Annotated in this window: 13 protein-coding genes; 9 read left to right on the plus strand and 4 right to left on the minus strand. The window is 49.8% G+C overall.

Features of this window, described 5'->3' with window-relative positions:
• The first annotated feature begins 108 nt into the window (after nucleotides 1–108).
• The 4 genes from Mal48_RS08365 (at nucleotide 109) to Mal48_RS08380 (ending at nucleotide 6,303) form a co-directional block, all read left to right on the plus strand.
• Complete coding sequence (locus Mal48_RS08365; RefSeq protein WP_145197925.1) at nucleotides 109–654, plus strand: DUF2617 family protein; 546 nt, start codon at nucleotides 109–111, stop codon at nucleotides 652–654.
• Nucleotides 655–942: 288 nt separating this feature from the next.
• A complete protein-coding gene (locus Mal48_RS08370; protein WP_145197927.1) occupies nucleotides 943–2,400 on the plus strand; it encodes an FAD-binding oxidoreductase in 1,458 nt (485 codons plus the stop codon).
• A 1,975-nt stretch (nucleotides 2,401–4,375) separates the two neighbouring features.
• Nucleotides 4,376–5,251 carry a DUF1028 domain-containing protein gene (locus tag Mal48_RS08375; RefSeq protein ID WP_145197929.1) on the plus strand — a complete coding sequence of 292 codons (876 nt, stop codon included), beginning with the start codon at nucleotides 4,376–4,378 and terminating at the stop codon, nucleotides 5,249–5,251.
• Nucleotides 5,248–6,303 carry a prenyltransferase/squalene oxidase repeat-containing protein gene (locus tag Mal48_RS08380; RefSeq protein ID WP_145197931.1) on the plus strand — a complete coding sequence of 352 codons (1,056 nt, stop codon included), beginning with the start codon at nucleotides 5,248–5,250 and terminating at the stop codon, nucleotides 6,301–6,303. The genes Mal48_RS08375 and Mal48_RS08380 overlap by 4 nt, the downstream gene beginning before the upstream one ends.
• Nucleotides 6,304–6,348: 45 nt before the next feature.
• Here the strand turns inward: Mal48_RS08380 and Mal48_RS08385 are convergent, their stop codons facing one another.
• The 3 genes from Mal48_RS08385 to Mal48_RS08395 all read right to left on the minus strand — a co-directional run bounded on the left by Mal48_RS08385 (nucleotide 6,349) and on the right by Mal48_RS08395 (nucleotide 9,782).
• A complete protein-coding gene (locus Mal48_RS08385; RefSeq protein ID WP_145197933.1) occupies nucleotides 6,349–7,728 on the minus strand; it encodes a hypothetical protein in 1,380 nt (459 codons plus the stop codon).
• Nucleotides 7,729–7,817: 89 nt separating this feature from the next.
• Nucleotides 7,818–9,209, minus strand: coding sequence for a hypothetical protein (locus Mal48_RS08390; RefSeq protein WP_145197935.1), 1,392 nt, complete (start codon nucleotides 9,207–9,209; stop codon nucleotides 7,818–7,820).
• 72 nt (nucleotides 9,210–9,281) lie between these two features.
• Complete coding sequence (locus Mal48_RS08395; RefSeq protein ID WP_145197937.1) at nucleotides 9,282–9,782, minus strand: DinB family protein; 501 nt, start codon at nucleotides 9,780–9,782, stop codon at nucleotides 9,282–9,284.
• Nucleotides 9,783–10,056: 274 nt separating this feature from the next.
• Between Mal48_RS08395 and hisN the strand changes: the two genes are divergently transcribed.
• The 5 genes from hisN (at nucleotide 10,057) to lnt (ending at nucleotide 16,360) form a co-directional block, all read left to right on the plus strand.
• The gene (gene hisN, locus Mal48_RS08400) at nucleotides 10,057–10,860 is read left to right on the plus strand and encodes a histidinol-phosphatase (protein ID WP_145197939.1); all 804 of its coding nucleotides are present in this window, start codon (nucleotides 10,057–10,059) and stop codon (nucleotides 10,858–10,860) included.
• A gap of 138 nt (nucleotides 10,861–10,998) precedes the next feature.
• Nucleotides 10,999–11,982 (plus strand): methenyltetrahydromethanopterin cyclohydrolase, encoded by a 984-nt coding sequence (mch, locus tag Mal48_RS08405; protein WP_145197941.1) that lies wholly within the window; start codon nucleotides 10,999–11,001, stop codon nucleotides 11,980–11,982.
• A gap of 119 nt (nucleotides 11,983–12,101) precedes the next feature.
• Entirely contained in the window at nucleotides 12,102–13,034 is a 933-nt protein-coding gene (locus Mal48_RS08410; protein WP_145197943.1) for a hypothetical protein, read from the plus strand.
• 26 nt (nucleotides 13,035–13,060) lie between these two features.
• Nucleotides 13,061–14,314 carry a molybdopterin molybdotransferase MoeA gene (locus Mal48_RS08415; RefSeq protein WP_145197945.1) on the plus strand — a complete coding sequence of 418 codons (1,254 nt, stop codon included), beginning with the start codon at nucleotides 13,061–13,063 and terminating at the stop codon, nucleotides 14,312–14,314.
• A 198-nt stretch (nucleotides 14,315–14,512) separates the two neighbouring features.
• The gene (lnt, locus tag Mal48_RS08420; RefSeq protein ID WP_145197947.1) at nucleotides 14,513–16,360 is read left to right on the plus strand and encodes an apolipoprotein N-acyltransferase; all 1,848 of its coding nucleotides are present in this window, start codon (nucleotides 14,513–14,515) and stop codon (nucleotides 16,358–16,360) included.
• A 193-nt stretch (nucleotides 16,361–16,553) separates the two neighbouring features.
• Here lnt and Mal48_RS08425 read toward each other — a convergent pair whose 3' ends face one another.
• Nucleotides 16,554–18,131, minus strand: a complete 1,578-nt coding sequence (locus Mal48_RS08425) for a sensor histidine kinase (RefSeq protein ID WP_145197948.1) — start codon at nucleotides 18,129–18,131, stop codon at nucleotides 16,554–16,556.
• Nucleotides 18,132–18,487 lie beyond the last annotated feature (356 nt).

Raw genomic sequence — 18,487 nt, forward strand, 5'->3', positions numbered from 1 at the left:
TTCCAGGGAAGTGCTGAAAAGTTCCTAAACAGTTTCTCGACGTCATGACTTCACGACGTATACTTATCGTGAACTGATCATGGTCAAAGATGAGAGGCGAGGGAACCGATGACGATGGAATCAATACGTCCCAGCATCGCGGAAACATCATACAGGATGTTTGATCGGCCTCTGCACCCAGAGCTGTTTGACCCGGTCATTGTCGGGCGAATACGCTCGGAGCAATACGACATGACCGTCGGTCTTTGCGAGGGGGGATACTATTTACAGTTTTCTTCTGGAGGTCATTCTATAGTTGAAGTGACCGCTCCGGACCGCCAGCAGCTTTCGACGTTTGGCTTGCAGCGAACCTACTTTTACAACGAGCAAGAAGAGATTCTCCACAAATCGAACGTTCCGTTCCTGTATCATTTCGCAGGCGAAGTGGATGTCGTGGAATATAGTGTCTTCACGCGAGTTCAAATGGAACTCGAATCAGAAACCTCGAAGGTTTTTCTGTCTCATCAATTCCCTGCTCCGAATCGCTTACTGCCCGGAGCTTTGAGTCTGGTTCGTGTCGAAGGAAGTGCCCGAATGCTGTCGGTGCATACCTTTCACACATTTCCAGTCGATCTCGCAGTTTTGCGAACACAAACTCTCATCGAGCTGGATTAAAATTTCGTTCCCAATTTCGCTCCCAATGTGGTTTTGGGGTTGGGAAAATAAACGTGAGATTTCGCCTTCTGCCTCGCGATTGGCAGTTTAAAAAGTGTTGAATCTGACCTGTACGGGGACGACACGTACCAAATTGCTCTAAGTGTCTCTCCGAGCGACATCCTTTGCAAAATTCTCAAGGGTTGTCTTCTGTGCTGGGACGTTCGATACTACGAAGTCAGAACTGGTTGAAGACCGTTTTCAACTCTGAATTCAAGACCGACTCGCGGACGAACCAAGCCGATAATAATGCCGATCACATCGCCGACCACAACATCTGAATTCATTCATCGTCTGAGGCAAATTTATACTCCCGAAAATCTTCTCTGTTCCGAAGATGAGTTGATTGTCTACGAGTGTGACGGATACGTCGTTGAAAAGCGTGTCCCGGATGTGGTGGTTTTCCCAACGTCAACTGATCAAATCGTTGAAACAGTCAAGCTGTGTTGCGAATTCGACCTTCCGTTTGTCCCCAGAGGGGCCGGGACGAGTCTTGCGGGGGGGACGCTGCCGGTCGGTGGTGGGGTGATGATTTGCCTGACGCGGATGCGGCAGATTCTTGAGATCAATGAACGTGACGGATACGCTATTGTTGAACCGGGATTGGTGAACGTTCATCTCACACAACGACTCAAAGGGACCGGACTTCACTACGCACCTGATCCTTCTTCTCAAGGTGCTTGCACGATTGGTGGAAATGTTGCGACAAATTCCGGAGGGCCGCATACTCTCAAGTATGGAGTGACAGTCAATCACGTGATCGGTCTGGAAGTGGTTCTTCCAAATGGTGATTTAGTCCAATTGGGGGGACCATGTGAGGATTTACCTGGGCTTGATCTCACAGGTCTGTTTGTCGGAAGTGAAGGAACATTCGGGATTGCTACCAAAGTCTGGGTGAAGCTGACTCGAAATCCCGATTCATTTCGGACAATGCTTGGTGTTTTCGAAACAGTCACTGCAGCGACCGAGGCGATTACCTCAATCATCGGAGAAGGGATTATCCCTGCTGCTCTGGAAATGATGGATCAGGGAATCGTCGGCGCACTTGAAGAAGCTTTCCACTTCGGTTTTCCACTTGATGCAGGAGCGGTTCTGTTGATCGAAGTGGATGGGATGGAAGTCGCGGTGGATGAAGAGAAGCAAAAGATTGTCGACATTTGTAACGCACATGGTGCCCGCGAAGTTCGTTCAGCCAATACCGATGAAGAGCGTCAGCTTTTGTGGAAATGTCGCAAGCAGGCGTTCGGGGCGATTGGGCGTTTGGCTCCCAGTTACTGCACGCAGGATGGGGTCGTCCCGCGAACGAAACTTCCGGAAATTCTGGAATTCATTACTGAAGCGGGGCAACGGCACGACATCCGCATCGTCAACGTCTTCCACGCGGGGGATGGAAATATTCACCCGGTACTTCTCTTTGACGAACGAGACAGTGATCAGATCAAAAGAGTAATCGCTGCTGGCGATGAGATTTTGACAAAGTGCATTGAACTTGGAGGAAGTGTGACTGGCGAACACGGGATCGGTGTTGAGAAAATCAGTTTCATGGACCAACTTTTTACGAAAACTGACCTCGATGTCATGACGGAAATCCGCTCGGTCTTCAACCCTACTGGACGGTGCAGTCCCAGCAAAATTCTCCCCACCGCCGGAGCGTGCGGAATGGAACACATTGAAAGAGACAAACCGGGTCGGCAAGCTTCAATGTGATTCTTCGAGCTCTATTGTCCAGCCAAACGGCAAGACATCAGCGACAGCAAGATCTCGACGCATTTTACCAGGGAACATCAGTAGAACGGGACCATTGTCCCGTTCCGAGAGCAAACGACTCGACCGTGTGCCCATGAAGAACGCATTTCTCTAGAACCAGTCCGAAAACCTCTGGAATAGCCGCTTTCCTCAACGTTTGAGAGGGCAATTGCACGTTTCAGGACCAGTTCTAATTAAATTGCTGTTCGCCACGAGGGAGACCCGGACACCAATTCGAAAAGATGCTTCACACTGGCCTGACGGGACAGTGGTCCCGTTCTACAGTCACCCCTTCTTAAAGTTGTCTCGTATGAGAGCAAATTCAGGCTTGGTCGGAAGGCAGATCGCTGCAGGTCAGGTGGTCGATGAACTCCCTTGATTCTCAGGGGGCTATATCGACACTGAAGGCCAGTTCGAAAGATACTCTAAACCGTGAGAGCTGCGAGAGAGTGATGACCGCAGTAGACGAACAGGGATGACGAACAGGGAGAGAAGAAAGCTGAACCACGCCTGTTCGCTGAGCGAAGTGGTCTCATAAAGTGCGAAAGAGGGGCGGCCTCAAGTTGAAGCCGCCCCTCTCGTATACTCGAGGTCAGTGATCTCGAGGTCCTGAATTGCAATCAAAACAATTACGATTCAGGGAAGATCAAATAGTGATCGGAGCCATTCCCGATCTTTGATCTTCTTTGGTGGCTGCCAGCGACAGCCCGCCGACTGCCTAGGCAGTACCACCTCGTTGTTGGCTACTAAAATCAGAATCCACTTGACCACCTCCTTTCTGAATGAAACATCCCACCTCACCCGGCTCGCCAGATCCGGTTTGTTAGCAGGCGGATACCCTTCGGGCTGCGTGTCGCCCGAAACGTCGTAACAGCATTGTTACCTTTTCTACATTTTGGACAAGACCAATTTTGTTCGGTTCGCGAAAATTTCACATTCACTGCATTTTTTTCATTTTGTTTCAGCTGCAAAAATTGACTCTCAAAGATGGAGGACAAGTCTCCTTCCGTATCCGGTTTCACTGTGAAATGCACTTTGATGTGAAATGCACGTTGATGGTTAGAGCATCTTTCGAATTGGTTTCCGTTTTACGAATCTGTGAAGCGGTTCGCTGTTCACTTAGATGAACTCGAATATCCTGCATTCAGGTCGATTTGTTGATGGAAGTTCGGTTCCGAGTTCTTCCCATTTTGGACTTGTTTCGCAAGTCATGTGTATACAATGTGTTATGGCCGTCTCGTTGGCTTTGAGTTTTGTAAGGGGGACTCGTTGTCTTCTCTGAATTCTGCCAATTAAAATTTGACTGCATGAGAATTGATCCTGAAGATGGGATTTCAGTTGAATCAGTCTTACAATGTTGGGGACAGCTTCCTGTCTCCATCGTATGAAACTGCCAGCGTACTGGTTCAACGAAGAGTGATAGACTTCAATCGTCTGTCGTACTTTAGAAGAGCTACATGAGCCCGAGATTTTCATCTGTTGGATGACGCCTCGATGACCGGGGCGATGTTCGTTGAAATGATCTTCGTGACGGAATTAAAAGGCAGAGATGTACTGGAAGAAAGAGACTGGTGATTCGTTGCTCTTCGAGTGAAGTGCAATCGTGTTTCCGGGTTCATTCGAGCGTGTCAGAAACGCTCATCAGATTTTTGAAATCCTAAACAATATGTATATGGTCTTTACGTTCTGCCTCGTGGCAGAGAGTCTATGAAGCGTTCTTCACAGGCGGGAGAGCATTGAAGATGCTCTATTCGAACTCTTTTGAATGACCATTCAATCGATGGCGACCTTTCAAACTATGATGAAATCAAATCAATCACGACTTGCTATTTTTTCTCTTTTGAAGAGAACGATCTCGAAGGAAACAGTCGCACTGCTCCTTCTTCTCTTCGGAACAGGACCGCTCTCTGCTGATGAACCAGCAACAGTGCCGAAAATGAATGATCAAGAAAACAAGCAGGAAGTTGTCAGTACGTTTTCCATTGTTGCTTATGACCCTGCAACGAAAGAATGGGGAATCGGTGTCGCTTCAAAATTTCTTGCAGTCGGTCATGTTGTCCCATGGGCAAAGGCAGAACAGGGAGCGATTGCAACTCAAAGTTTTGCAAACACGACTTACGGTCCCGAAGGGTTAAGGCTTTTGAATGATGGAGCCTCAGCTAGCGAAGTTCTCAAGCAACTTACAGACGCCGATCCGATGCGAGCGAACAGACAAGTTGGCTTGGTCGATAAATTCGGGAACGCTGCAACTTTCACCGGTGAGAAATGCCTTCCTTGGGCAGGTGGAAAGACTGGCGAAAATTTTGCCTGTCAAGGAAACATTCTGGCCGGGCCAGAAGTGATTGAGAAGATGGCGAAAGCGTTCGAAGATTCGGAAGGTTCGCTAACCTGGAGGATCATGGGAGCTTTAGAGGCTGCCGATGAAGCTGGAGGAGATATTCGCGGTCGACAGTCCGCTGCCATTCTGGTTGTTAAAGAAGGTGCCGGATACGCAGGCTTCAACGACCGCATGATTGACTTCCGCGTTGATGATCACGAGACACCAATTCAGGAATTGGGACGTATTCTGTCGTTGAAGCTGGAACGTCCTGACTCTAAAAATAAAGACTCTGAAGACGATTCTGTTACAGAAAAGTCTGTTACAGAGAAAGCTGACACTAACAAAGCTGACACTAACAAAGCTGACACTAACAAAGCTGACACTAACAAAGCTGACACTGATAAAGCTGACACTGATAAAGCTGACACTGATAAAGCTGACACTGATAAAGCTGACACTGATAAAGCTGACGCTGATAAGGATTCAGAATGAGTGAGAGTCGAGCCACAGGCGCGACAGCTTGGTCGGTTTTGTTAGTGGTGCTCGGGCTGATATTCCCGCATAGGCTGCTCGCTCAGGACCCCGCTGATGATGCCGTCGAGAAATCAATCGCTCGGGCATTGGAATTCATCGCCAGCCAACAAACTGATCACGGTTCCTGGAGGACCGAATCCTGGGGCGATTCCTCAGCGATCACTTCTCTGGCAGTCATGTCTTACCTTGCTGCCGGTCATGTGCCCGGTGAAGGGATTTACGGTGAGCGAATCAATCGTGGTGTTCGCTGGGTTGTCGATCAACAACAACCGGACGGGATGTTGATCTCAAAGAAATCCAGCCACGGCCCGATGTACAATCATGGAATCTGCGCGTTAATGCTTGGTGAAGTTGCCGGCATGATGGATGGTGCCGATGCGATGGTTGTTCGACGTTCGCTGGAAGATGCAATTCGCCTGATTTTAGAGTCACAGGCACTCTCGAAAAACAATCGCCATCAAGGGGGATGGAGATACCAGACGAACAGCCGCGACAGTGATTTAAGTGTGACCGGCTGGCAGGTCATGGCGTTACGTGCTGCGAAGGATATCGGTTGTGATGTCCCTGCAGAGGCCATTGATGCAGCGGTTCAATATGTGAAAAACTGCTCCGCAAGGGAGAACGAGGGCTTCTCTTATCAGCCTGGAAATGCTCCGACATCAACATTGACCGGGATCGGTATCACCTGTCTGGAAGTCTGTGGAGCTCATCAAACTCCTGAAGCAATCGGGGGAGCAAAGTGGTTGCTTGAACATCCTCTTCACCAACGGTCCAGCTACTTTTACTACGGCGTTTACTATACTGGCGTTGGGATGTTTAAGATGGGTGGGAACATCGCTAAAGAAAATCATAAGCACCTGGCGGGGCTTCTTCTTCCACTTCAGGATGACGATGGAGGATGGACTCCAATTCATGGGAGCGAGCGTCAGGCGGGACGAATTTACGCCACTGCCGCAGCTGTTTTGGCGCTCACTGTGGAATACCGGTATCTCCCGATTTATCAGCGGTGAATCGATCTCTGTTCGGCCTCGATCACCCGGCCTCGACCATCCCGTTTACAATTGAATTGTTGTGACCCCTTTCGGAAGGTCGAAACAGAGAGTTGCTGTTTCAGGTGTCTGAAAAATGTGACCGGCTTTCAATTGTGTTTTCGACTGCACTCGTTTCAGCGGAATCACCTCACCTCGTGAAGTGATTTTGAGTGGTTGCGCCTCATTGGTTTTGAACTTCAATGTGAAGTCGGGGCAAGCGAATGGAGCGTCCAGTTGAATCGTTGAGTCATCGACACGAATCGTCGTCAACTCTTTCGCGGCCCAGTATCGGGCGATTTCGCTGAGCTTCATCCAGTGAAGTTGTTCTGGATACTTTTTGTGAACTGAATTCACGACCCGTTGAAACGCGTGGAAACCTGCTTTCGTTCCGTTGCTGTACATGCCCGGCCAGTGACAGAGGAAAAATCCTGGCTCACCACGTTCGATTAAATCGACGAGCCGTCCGGAACTCGCATCGGCTGTAGAATACCGATCTGGCTCAGGGGTGACATCCCCTTCCCAACCGCCGAACCAATCACCCGTCCCTGCAGGAATGTTGACAGTGAGATTGACTTGACTTGTTCCCAGCCCGGAGACATGTTCGACTTTTGGCTGCGTGCTTTCTTGTTCTCCAACGACGTACTTGAAGTAATGTGGAATCTCGGTTTGATACACATCGCGCACAGATTGCTGAGCTGCGAGTGAGAGCTCTGTTTTCACCATGTTGCCGAATCCTCCGGGCGTGGTGACTCCTTCGCATGGCAAGCCGCAGTTCTTCAGGATTTGCAATGCGTAGGCAAGGTACTCTGCGAGTTCGTCGACGCTCTTCTTTTCTTGTGGGTAGGAGTTCTCCATTGTTGCCGGGCTGATTTCGTCAAACGGTCTCCCTGTTTTGAGATCAATCACGCGAGTATGTGTGATCATTTCTGGGTGAATATCCCAGTTAGGGACCATCAACTCGCGGACAAGTTTTAAACTCTGTTGCAATGCCTTTCTCGGCCAGCCTGGAAGTTCTCGATCGACCCAGCCGACACAAGAAGGATAGGGAACGATACTGTATTTCCCTTTCACGCCATTCTCGGAACACCACTCTCCAAACTCTTGCACAAAGCTGTCCGGGATTTCACGTGGAAAGGTTTGCCACGGTTTCTGGTAGACAGCTCGGTCGGGGTAACAGCTGTGGAATTGAGGAATACAGAAGTGCCCCATGTTGACCAGACAGGTCGAGTCGTCGATGATGAATGTCATCGGGATGCGATCACGAGGATACAGAGTTTCGACCGCTGCGTCCTGTTGAGGTCGTTGTCCCAACGGCGATTGCGCGAAGAGCTGAGAGCCGAGTATACTGCTCGATGCAATGGCTGAGGATGTTTTCAAAAACAGACGTCGATCACCATGCCACATTACGTCGCTCCTTTTTGGTCCAGTTCTTGCGTTTCAATGTTTCACACTTTATGAGAGCGAAGAAAAATAAACGACCTGTCGGGGAAAATTTATCGTTTCAAAAGTCTGGACAATGTTTGTTGAACCTCTTCTTCGCATGGACCGGTAAAAGACCAGGTTTGCTCATAACCGCCTCGGTCGGTGTAGATGTGGTCCGGGCCAAAGTACCAGACTCCACATTCTCCGTAACCGGCGACGCAAACAAATGATGACTTGGGAGCGATCTGTTGTGCAAAAAGTTGAAACTCTACGAATGGTTCCCCCGGCAAATTGATGAGATCAATCTCTCCAATTCGCATGCGAGACGCCTGCACCTTTCGGTCTGCCTGCAAGCAGTCTCGGAATGCCGTATACATCGCCGCTTTCAAGCGAGTCGAAAATCTCTGATTGGTTGCGAGTTGTTGCTCGAGCGCAACAGGGTGAAAGGGGCCGTCGTCCCGGGGAGTGAAGTTGACCGGGATCGACTGCCAATAAACTTCATCATTTGAGAGAGATGAGACATTCACAGTGACATCGGTCTGATGATCGTTGATTTTTTGTGTGCTGCGAAGCATTGCATCATGCAGGTTGGCTGACAATTGCTTTCTGGCTGCACGAGTTCCATCGTTGTATTTGCCAACAGTCACATTGCCGCCGCATCCATTGAAGTAGACTTGAAAGACCCCTGTTTCCTTTTCGAACCGCTCTCTTGCGATGCCGACGGTATCCCAACTGATGCGGGCATCGCCATAGAAACTTTGCGGGTGAGTTGCGTAGTAGTGAAGCTGCGCGATGGAAGTCTCCCCATTGAAAAAGGTGACCGTACGTAGCCAGGGATCGATCAAACCTTCAGGGGCGTTTCGAATTGCAAGGTCACTGGTGAGACTTGACCGTACTCCAAGGCTCCCATTGTCTTGAGGGACGCGCCGGTTTGAGGCGACCTCACGGACCTCTGCACGCGTCCCAATAATTCTGCTGACCGATTGAAACTCTTCTTTGGCTTTGATGATTCCTTTCGATGCTCTGGACGCAATTTCTTCTGTGAATTGCTGATGTCGTTTCAATTCAGGACTTTCGTCACCGAATAAAACGCGCATCCCATCGGCGTCTAAAACGGGAGCGGTGTGCTGATGGAGTGACTGCAAAGCGACTTGGTGTAGTGACGTTCCCGCCGCTTGAGCCATTTTCGAACGAATCGTTTCGTCGCTTGAACCACATATCCCGCAATAATCAATCGCAGCGACGACAAATATCTCTTCGCCATTGCGAATCAGAACGCCTCGCATTTCGAGCGGGTGCTCGATGCTCTCGATTTTCTGCATGAACCCAACGCAAGGACCATCACCAATCGGCGGAGTGACATCGACGTGGAACGTTGCCAGTTGCAGGTCCGCAGCGAATGCAAAAGTGCATTGCAGACTGAAGGCGAAGAGCATCGAGAATAAGCGAATGTGAAAATTCATGGTGCGCTTCCGACGCGGGATCTCTGAGTGGTTCGTCTCTTACTGCGTTACAGCCAAGTCTCGACTGAACTCTTATTCATCGCCAGACGGTCCGTACATTCCGGGAACGGGAATGTCGTTCAAGCGGAGATAAACACAAAGATGTGCACGGTGGTGGATCGTGTGATTCAAGACCCATGTTCGGATGACGCCTGCTTTGGGCATGGTCAAGAGAGTTTGACCACCAGAGAGCAAGGACCACGACTTCGGGAATTCTTCGTCCGGCGTCGCTTTGATTCGTTCGATGGCTGCTGCAACATTGGCGTCGAATTGTTCGAGAATTTTCTGGCAACTTGTGAAAGTTTGAGATGAATGGGGTTCGCCATCGACAGGATTGATGTCCCACGAATCTTTGGTTAGCGTCCCTTCAACCCAACTTGAAATTTCGACAAGGTGCGAAGCGACCCATCCAATCGTGTTCGATTTTGGATGTGCTTTCCAATCCAGTTTGTCCTCTGGGATTCGTTCAAGCACTTTACGAGTCCCTGCCATTTCCTGTTGGAACTCTGGCAAAATTGATTCAGCGATACTCATCAGTAATTCCTGTTAGTTAAGGTTGGGAGAGAGTCTAATCGGTCAACACTTATTAGATCAATTTCGTGCTTTCATTGCCGGTGAAGAGATCGCTCTCCACGAAAAAATCCTGAATTCCACGAGGAGGAACAGTCACACCAGTTCAAACACTTCTCTTTAGTGCGGGCATTGCGAAGGCAACTTGATTAGCTGGCCTGATGGAATCAGTACCCTCCTCCTTGATTCAGAGTGCCATTCAAAATACTCTCCCTCATTCTTCAACCCAGAGAGACAAATGGATACCAACGCGAATCAACAGCGATCGATTCAAGAGCGGCTGAACTTCGGTCTCGACGTTTCTGCTCAGGCAGAGGCGATCGTCATGAAATACTTTTTGAATGACAAATTGCAAGTCATGCTGAAAGGTGATCAATCTCCCGTGACTGTTGCAGATCGCGGAGCCGAAGAGTTCTTGCGAGGGAAAATCGCTCAGGAGTTTCCCGACGATGCGATTATGGGCGAAGAGTTCGGGGCACAAGATGGAACCAGCGGATTCCGTTGGATCTTAGACCCAATTGATGGAACGAAATCGTTCATTCATGGTGTTCCATTGTTCGGAATGCTGGTTGGATTGCAGTTTGAAGGAGACTGCGTGGCTGGGATTTGTCGAATTCCTGCGACGAATGAGGTCGTCTATGCTCATCGTGGTGGCGGGGCCTGGTGGCAGCGAGGAGAGAGTGAACCTGTTCCAGCCAAAGTGAGTGACACATCAGAACTGAGTGAATCACTCTTCCTTTTCACAGCTGTCGAAGGCTGGCAGGAAATCGATCAATTCGAATTGCTGGGTGAGTTCTCAGCGAAGTGCCGACTGTCACGAAGTTGGGGCGATTGCTACGGACATATTCTGGTCGCCACCGGACGTGCGGATCTCATGGTTGATCCGCTTCTCGCTGAATGGGATGCGGCAGCCCTGATTCCCATTGTTGAAGAAGCTGGTGGTGTTTTTATGGATTGGAAAGGCGAATCGACCGCACTTGGTGGAAATGGGATTTCAGTCAATCCTCACCTGAAAGATGCCGTCCTCGCGATGATTCAGTAGTGCAATTTTATCGAACTGCTGTCTTCTTGGCTCAAAACTGTTAAAAACCATTTGAGAGAGACATTGTCCCGAGCAGGCGCCTGTACACTTCTCATGCACACTTCACACGTGCTCTGAAATAGCGATCAAGAACCTTTCATGAATGACGATGATAGCGACCTTTTAGAATCCGATCCGATTTTGAATGACTCGACCTGGGATCTGGTTCACCAGATTCTCGGTAGTCTCGATGAACTTCGGGTTGAGCCGGTGGACTATGACGGTCCAGGGTTGATTCTCGACTTTGGCGTCGATGCGCCGGGAAGTCTGGCAGCTGGTTTAGCCTTGGCAGAAGTCTGTACGGCTGGGCTGGCGGACATTTCAATTGTCCCGGGGGAGATGGGCGGCTTAGGGTGGCCACAACTCTTTGTTCAATCAGACGATCCCGTCGAAGCCTGTCTGTTCAGTCAATATGCAGGTTGGCAAATTGCTGTTGGGGAATATTTCGCGATGGGAAGCGGTCCCATGCGGGCAGCGGCCAACAAGGAAGAACTCTTCGAGAAACTTGGCTACAACGAAGAGGCATTCGGAGTTGTCGGCGTGCTGGAAAGTGGTCAGCTTCCAACTGCTGAGGCTGTCGAAGAGATCGCAAGTTCTTGTAATGTCGATCCAGACCAGGTTGCACTTTTGGTTGCCCCGACAGCCAGCATTGCGGGCAACATGCAAGTGATTGCCCGAAGCGTCGAGACGTCGTTACATAAGTTGCTCGAGTTGGGGTTCGATGTCGGAAGAATCGAATCGGCGTGCGGCTCGGCTCCCATTTCACCGGTCGCAAAAGACGATCTCACCGGGATTGGGCTCACGAATGATGCGATTTTGTATGGGGGGCGGGTGACGCTCTGGGTCAATGGAGATGATGACTCGATTCGCGAGATCGGTCCTGAGGTGCCTTCGTCGGCCTCACCTATTTACGGGAAGCCGTTTCTGGAGATTTTCGAAGCGGCAGATCGAGATTTTTACAAGATTGACCCCAATCTTTTTAGCCCGGCAGAAATTTTGATTCACAACGTTCAGACCGGTTCGGCATTTCATTTTGGTGGAATTGATCATAGCGTGTTGAAGAAGTCGTTCGGTTTGGAGTAATGTTAAGCATCTTGATGCAAATGATCGCGTGAAATTCGGAACACCAGGAACAATGTTCTCGTGATACGGAGTTCCCGAAATACGGATTCACCTTGTCGAATTATTGAGCAGGAAAGACTTTGGCAGAGACTGCATCTATTCCGGAAAGTAATCGAGATTTTTCAAAAGCCTGGGCGGTTTTTGGATTGGTCTTCGCCTGCTGGTTGCTGTATCAAGCGATCTTTGTCGGGGCCGGATCGGCGTACGTCACAGAGCTGGACGGTCAGTATTTTAATGCAACGCACAACGATTACGTCACCGGTTCGGCAGTTTACAGCCCAGTTCGCTCCTTAGGGATTTGGGTCTCTGCCTTTCTGACCCTATGTGTGTTTTCATTTTTGTACCGAGACAATCCATTTTACAAATTTTCTGAGTCGATTTTTGTGGGCATCTCAGCCGGTTACTGGATGGTGATCGGATTCTGGACGGTCGTGATTCCTAATCTGTTCGGCAAGATTTGGCCGAAATGGATTCAATCCTGGGCAATGCCGGGAGCTCCGACTGTCCGTGATGAAAACTGGTGGATGTATTTGATTCCGCTCATCCTCGGTGGCATGCTGCTTTGGCGACTCTCTCCACGTGGAGCATGGATTGCTCGCTGGCCGCTTGCTTTTATTATTGGTTCGACGGCAGGAATCCGGCTGGTTGGTTTTATTCAAGCCGACTTTCTCAGTCAGATTCGAAGCACAATTAAGCCGGTGATTGTCGTTCCTGAAGTCAGCGACGCCGTTGGCACAGTCGCTTCAGTTTCTCCGTTCTGGCAGAGTGTGCAAAACCTGCTACTTGTTCTCTCCGTTCTGTCAGCGGTCGTGTATTTCTTCTTTTCGATTGAACATACCGGGTTCGTCGGGCACGTTTCCAGAGTGGGCATCTGGGTGCTGATGGTCACCTTCGGAGCTGCGTTCGGCTATACAGTGATGGGCAGAATCGCACTGCTGGCGATTCGATTTGAGTTTCTGTTTGATGACTGGCTGTGGCTCATCGACCCGACAAATAACCGCCTTGGCGTATAACGTCTGAGGTTAGAGAAGTGCTACCGATGTTGAATGTCGACCAAGCTCTGGGTTTAATCAGAGAAACAGTTTCCTCGGCTCCCAAGCAAGCAAGTTCATTGTTAGATGCTTTGGGGAGTCGACTCGCTGAGAAGATTGTCTGTCCCGAAGATTCTCCTCCGTTTGACAAGTCGATGATGGACGGCTTCGCAGTGCGCAGTTCTGACTTGAGAATCGGCGAAATTGAATTTTCTAAAATTGGCGAACTGGCAGCTGGCCACGAGTCAACGCTCTCAATTGGCTCGGGACAAACCATTCAAATTATGACCGGTGCTCCGATTCCAGAAGGAGCAGATGTGGTCATTCCGGTAGAACAATCGAGAGAGCTTGGCGACTCACGAATTTGCCTGACCTTGGAAAGTGAAGTGGCATCTGGACGCAACATCCTTCGCCAAGGGACTAACATGCGAGTGGATGAGGATGTCATCGCGTCGGGTCAACTGATTCGCCCTCAGGAGATAGCATTGTTGGCGGAGATGGGGCTGGCACATGTTCCTGTTTACCCCAAACCTTCTGTTGCAATTCTGGCGACGGGAGACGAATTGGTCCCCGTCGATGCAACACCGGGCCCGGGGCAAATTCGCAACTCCAACGCCTTGATGCTCGCACAACAAGTGAGCGCTGCCGGGGCTGTGCCGGAGATTCTTGATATCGCCAGAGACAACCGCGAAGACCTGCGAGCCAAAATCCAGCAAGGTTTGCAGGCGGATTTTCTCTGTCTTTCGGGGGGAGTCTCAGCCGGGAAACTGGACCTGGTTCCATCAGAACTCGAAAGAGCAGGCGTCAGAAAAGTCTTTCACAAAGTCGCCATGAAACCGGGAAAACCGATTTGGTTCGGAAAACGTGAAACTGAACCGGCTTCAGAGTGCTATGTCTTCGGACTGCCCGGAAACCCTGTCAGCAGTATGGTTTGCTTCGAACTCTTCGTGCGTACTGCCCTTCAAAAATTCTCAGGAAGCCCAAATGCTTCGCCACAATTGCTGGAAGCAGAGTTAACGAAAAAGTTCGAGCAGCGAGGGGATCGTGATGTCTGGTTTCCATCGATTGTGGAAGCCGACTCGAATAAACTCCATTTGACGCCGACGAACTGGAAAGGCTCATCAGATTTGCGATCAACGATTCTCGCCAATTGTAGTGCCTTGTTTCCAGCTGGGATTCACACTTTTCAGAGGGGAGAGACTGTTCAGGTACTGCTCTGGTCTGGGAGTCGTATTGAGCCTAAACTGACGCACAATTCATAATAGAGCTGATCCTGAATTCTGAAATTGCTCTCTCAAGCATTGAGAAAAGTGGTGATTCCAGAGGTTTTCGGACTGGTTCTAGTTTTCTTGAAGTCGATTCAGGAAAGCGAACGCAAACTGGAGCAAATTATTGCTCCCGGTTTATGAATAGAATTCAAATTGACGTACCTGTAATCATCATCAGCAGAAACTCATGCCATGGACGACATGACCGCTTCGAAAGAGACAGCCAACGCTCCAGCCGGGGCTGCACAGGGCGAACGCATTGAGAAAATCATCTCTGCTGGTCGTCATACGCGTCCTGGTGGGTGGGGAACTGTCGTTCTCATTTCAATCTCTGCCTGCTTAACATGGGCGTCGTTTACTCCCGTCGATGTGGGACCGCTGGCGTGGGTCTGTCTGGTTCCACTGCTGATGCTCGCACGGATTGAACATCGTACGAGTCGGATGTACCGAAGTTTGTACGTCGTTGGTTTTGTGATGTGGCTCATCACTTTGCAATGGATGCGGCTCGGCGATCCTTTGATGTATTTTGCATTGCTGGCTCTCTCAGCGTACATGGCTTTTTTCTGGCCGATCTTTATCGCCCTCACTCGCAGTGCTGTGTGGAGATATCGCACACCTTTGTACATAGCAGCGCCCGTCTTCTGGGTGGGGCTTGAATATTTGAGAGCCTATTTGATTTCTGGATTCTCGTGGTATTACATCGGTCATACGCAACACAACTGGGTGGAGATCATCCAGGTCAGTGACATTTTTGGAGCGTATGGAGTGAGCTTTCTTGTTGTGATGGCAAATGCAGCCATCGCTCAGGCAATACCGCTTTCGTGGATTAGCAAGTTCCGACTTACCAGTGCTGAAAGTCTGGCAGCGGATGACGCAACGCCTCCACGTCGTCGATTTCAAGGAGTTGTCGTTTCTGTTGTCCTGGTCGGGATTGCACTTGGCTATGGAGTGATGAGGCGCAACCAGTCTGAGTTTACGCCGGGACCACGAGTCTCTCTGATTCAAGGAAATTTTCCTGCGTCACTCAAATCTGACCGGGAACAATGGGGCGAGATCTATCAGACTCACAATACCCTCACAGGACTCACGGTTCCGTATCAGCCTGATGTCATCATCTGGCCGGAAGCGATGTTCCGTTACCCGATGATGGAATACGACAAGACGATGTCCGATGATGAACTGGACACCGTTCATCCTATGCTTCGTACTGAAGACTGGAAAAACCGCAACTCGCAAGACTCACTTGTTGGACTCTCAGAGAAAACGGATGCGGCACTTGTCATCGGAATTATTGTCGCAGATGCGACGCGGGAAGGGGTTCAAAACTACAACTCTGCGGTGTTTGTTGAGCCGGATGGAGGGCTGCAAAACCGTTACGATAAAATTCATCGCGTTCCCTTTGGCGAGTATATTCCATTTCAAAGTCAGCTCAAAAACGTGCCGATCATTGGGAGTCTTGCCCCCATGCGAGGTGAATACGGAATCGATGCCGGAAGCACTGTTGAAGTCTTTGAACACAAGGACTGGCGAATCCTTCCCACGATCTGCTTTGAAGATACCGTTCCGCATCTGGTGCGAGGAATGGTGAACTCCGCTTCTGACTCAGAGAAAAATCAAGTCGATTTACTCGTGAATCTGACAAACGATGGCTGGTTTCATGGTTCCAGCGAATTGGATCAACATCTGATTACGAGTTCGTTTCGGGCTGTTGAAACTCGGACGCCAATTGTGCGGGCTGTGAACACTGGAATCTCTGCGATCATCGACGGTGACGGTGTCATTCGCGATCCAGAATACTTTATTGATCTGGATGCGAAGCTTGAAGATGTTGCTCCACGTGAATCGATGCGAGATCCCAAAACCGGCAAGTTCTATCGCCAGCTCAACTGTGCACTCGTCGCTGACGTTCCTATCGATGATCGAACGAGTCTTTACGTCCGATTCGGAGACTGGTTCGCTGCCATGTGTCTTGTCGCAACAATCGCAGTGGCGATTCAACTTTTGCCGCTGTTGCGTAAGCGTTCACAAGGTACAAGTTAGAGTCGTTTTTGCATTGATGTTCGGGTTTAGAGCAGTTTGCTCTACCGTGTGCCCGTGAAGAACGCGTTTCATCAATAGAATTGCTGTTCGCCACGAGGCAGAACCTGCAAACCAATTCGAAAGATGCTCTAGGACGGACACACGGCGGAGCAAATTGCTCTCATGCCTCGGAACTCTGACGATTTCAAGCGGCTTACGCTGCTCGTGCTTGCTTTTTGTTTTTGGGTAATCGCAAAGTGAACGTCGAGCCGGTTCCCGGTCCGTTACTGTTGACTTCGAGACGACCATTGTGGTCAACGACGATTCGATGGGTGATGGAAAGCCCGAGTCCGGTTCCTTTTCCGACTTCCTTCGTTGTAAAGAACGGCTCAAAAATCTTCGTCTGTTGTTCAGCTGTCATTCCCGCTCCGTGATCGGTCACGGAGATTTCAACTTGATCAGGAAGTTCTTTTACGGAGATCTCCACGGAGTTTCCATCTTCAGAGGCATCCAGAGCATTCGCTACTAAATTGAGAACAACCTGTTTGATTTCAGGTCCGTTCACCCAAGCGTGCAATGGGTCAGTTCTATCAACTGTGACTTGTTTCTGTTGATACTTGCTCAGGTGTCCGACCATTGAGGCGACTTCCTGACAGACAGCGACGATATCGTACAAGTTCCGCTCGTCGGCTTTTCCGTAAGAGAAATCAAGCAGTTTCTTGGTGATCGTCTCACAGCGTTCCGCCTCTGAAAGGACAAGGTTCAGGTAGTCCAGAATTCGCTTTCGATCCTTGTCTGGAAGTTGAGTCATTACGTCATCTGTTAAACGTCGTTGCACGCCGTTGATGGCATTCATGATGACCGAAAGTGGATTGTTAATTTCGTGTGCCACACCTGAGGCGAGAAAACCGACTCCGGCCAGACGTTCCGATTGAACAAGTTGCTTGCTGCGGTTTTTGATTTCCTCTTCTTTATCCAACTGGTCCTGCTCGATCTTGGCCGCCATCTCGTTGAATGTATTCGCCATTTGCGAGAGTTCGCACTGGGTTTTAACGTCCAAACGGTAGTTGTAGTTACCAGCTGAAAGTTTCTCGACTCCTTCGGTGAGCCCAAGAATCGGTTTGAAAATCCACCGCCAGGAGCAATAAATTAATAACCCTAAAAGCACCACTGAAAGCAGGCCGGTCGCGGCGACGACTCGTAAGTGAATTTGCTTGTCATCGCGAGCCTCTTTCAGACGCTCGCCCAATCGGTTCGATGGATCAGGAAGGCTTTCAGCGATTTCCGTGAGTTCGGCGACTGTCCGCGTCACCCCTCGAATATAGCCGTCACGTAAATCTGGGTCAAAAAGCAGGTCTCTTTCAGACTTCAGAGTTTCGAGCCTTTGATGGATCGTCCGAAACATGGAGAAGTAGGAACTCTCTTCAGCGTACCCCGGACGAAGATTGTCCGGGAGTTTCTGAAAAGCTTGCTCGAACTGGTCGATTCTGACAGTGACATTTGCAAGCTCTTGCTCAAATTGGTCGTGCTGTATTGTCGCTCGTTCAACTCGCAGTGCATGCGGCTTGCTTTCGTCTGGCAAGTCGACTTTGAATGGCTTGAGCAAATTCGCCAATGAAGCGATCAACCGGTCCCGGCTCGGCATATTTGTGATGCTGAGCTCAAGATCGTTGACCATGCGACTGTATGAGTTGATCCCGGCAAAGCTGCTGAATGCAAAGAGAAAGAGCATGAAAACAACCAACCCCAAGTTGGTCATCAGCTTGCGCCACATCGTGTTCGAGAGCAACATCGTTGAATCCCTTCATCCTGAGGTGACGTGCCGCCGTTCAAAAAGCAAACTCGACGCTGCAACCTCTGAGACATCCATTTGAGACATCCATTGTCAATGTAGAGAGAAGTTTAGCATTCTAAACTTGTGAAAGACACCCCATCTTCTGCAAGGTCCCTCAAAACTGACTCCCCCAAGCAGTGCTCGAACCCCTTGGCAGGGAATGAGTTGCGAGAAAAGTGAGAATGTCGACAGTATCCTCGACGTGCACACTTAAAACTTTACAATACAAGCCGTTACGCCCGAACTGAATCGTTGAGTTTCACGAAGTTTGCCGATCGATTTCGCAGACCGCTGCAGGGTATCCGTTCGCGACA

It is taken from the genome of Thalassoglobus polymorphus (assembly GCF_007744255.1).
GTDB lineage: Bacteria > Planctomycetota > Planctomycetia > Planctomycetales > Planctomycetaceae > Thalassoglobus > Thalassoglobus polymorphus.

Coding starts and splice junctions, on each gene's coding strand:
- Mal48_RS08365 (WP_145197925.1), top strand. CDS start 109: ATGACGATGGAATCAATACGTCCCAGCATCGCGGAAACATCATACAGG.
- Mal48_RS08370 (WP_145197927.1), top strand. CDS start 943: ATGCCGATCACATCGCCGACCACAACATCTGAATTCATTCATCGTCTG.
- Mal48_RS08375 (WP_145197929.1), top strand. CDS start 4,376: ATGAATGATCAAGAAAACAAGCAGGAAGTTGTCAGTACGTTTTCCATT.
- Mal48_RS08380 (WP_145197931.1), top strand. CDS start 5,248: ATGAGTGAGAGTCGAGCCACAGGCGCGACAGCTTGGTCGGTTTTGTTA.
- Mal48_RS08385 (WP_145197933.1), bottom strand. CDS start 7,728: ATGTGGCATGGTGATCGACGTCTGTTTTTGAAAACATCCTCAGCCATT.
- Mal48_RS08390 (WP_145197935.1), bottom strand. CDS start 9,209: ATGAATTTTCACATTCGCTTATTCTCGATGCTCTTCGCCTTCAGTCTG.
- Mal48_RS08395 (WP_145197937.1), bottom strand. CDS start 9,782: ATGAGTATCGCTGAATCAATTTTGCCAGAGTTCCAACAGGAAATGGCA.
- hisN (WP_145197939.1), top strand. CDS start 10,057: ATGGATACCAACGCGAATCAACAGCGATCGATTCAAGAGCGGCTGAAC.
- mch (WP_145197941.1), top strand. CDS start 10,999: ATGAATGACGATGATAGCGACCTTTTAGAATCCGATCCGATTTTGAAT.
- Mal48_RS08415 (WP_145197945.1), top strand. CDS start 13,061: ATGTTGAATGTCGACCAAGCTCTGGGTTTAATCAGAGAAACAGTTTCC.
- lnt (WP_145197947.1), top strand. CDS start 14,513: ATGGACGACATGACCGCTTCGAAAGAGACAGCCAACGCTCCAGCCGGG.
- Mal48_RS08425 (WP_145197948.1), bottom strand. CDS start 18,131: ATGTTGCTCTCGAACACGATGTGGCGCAAGCTGATGACCAACTTGGGG.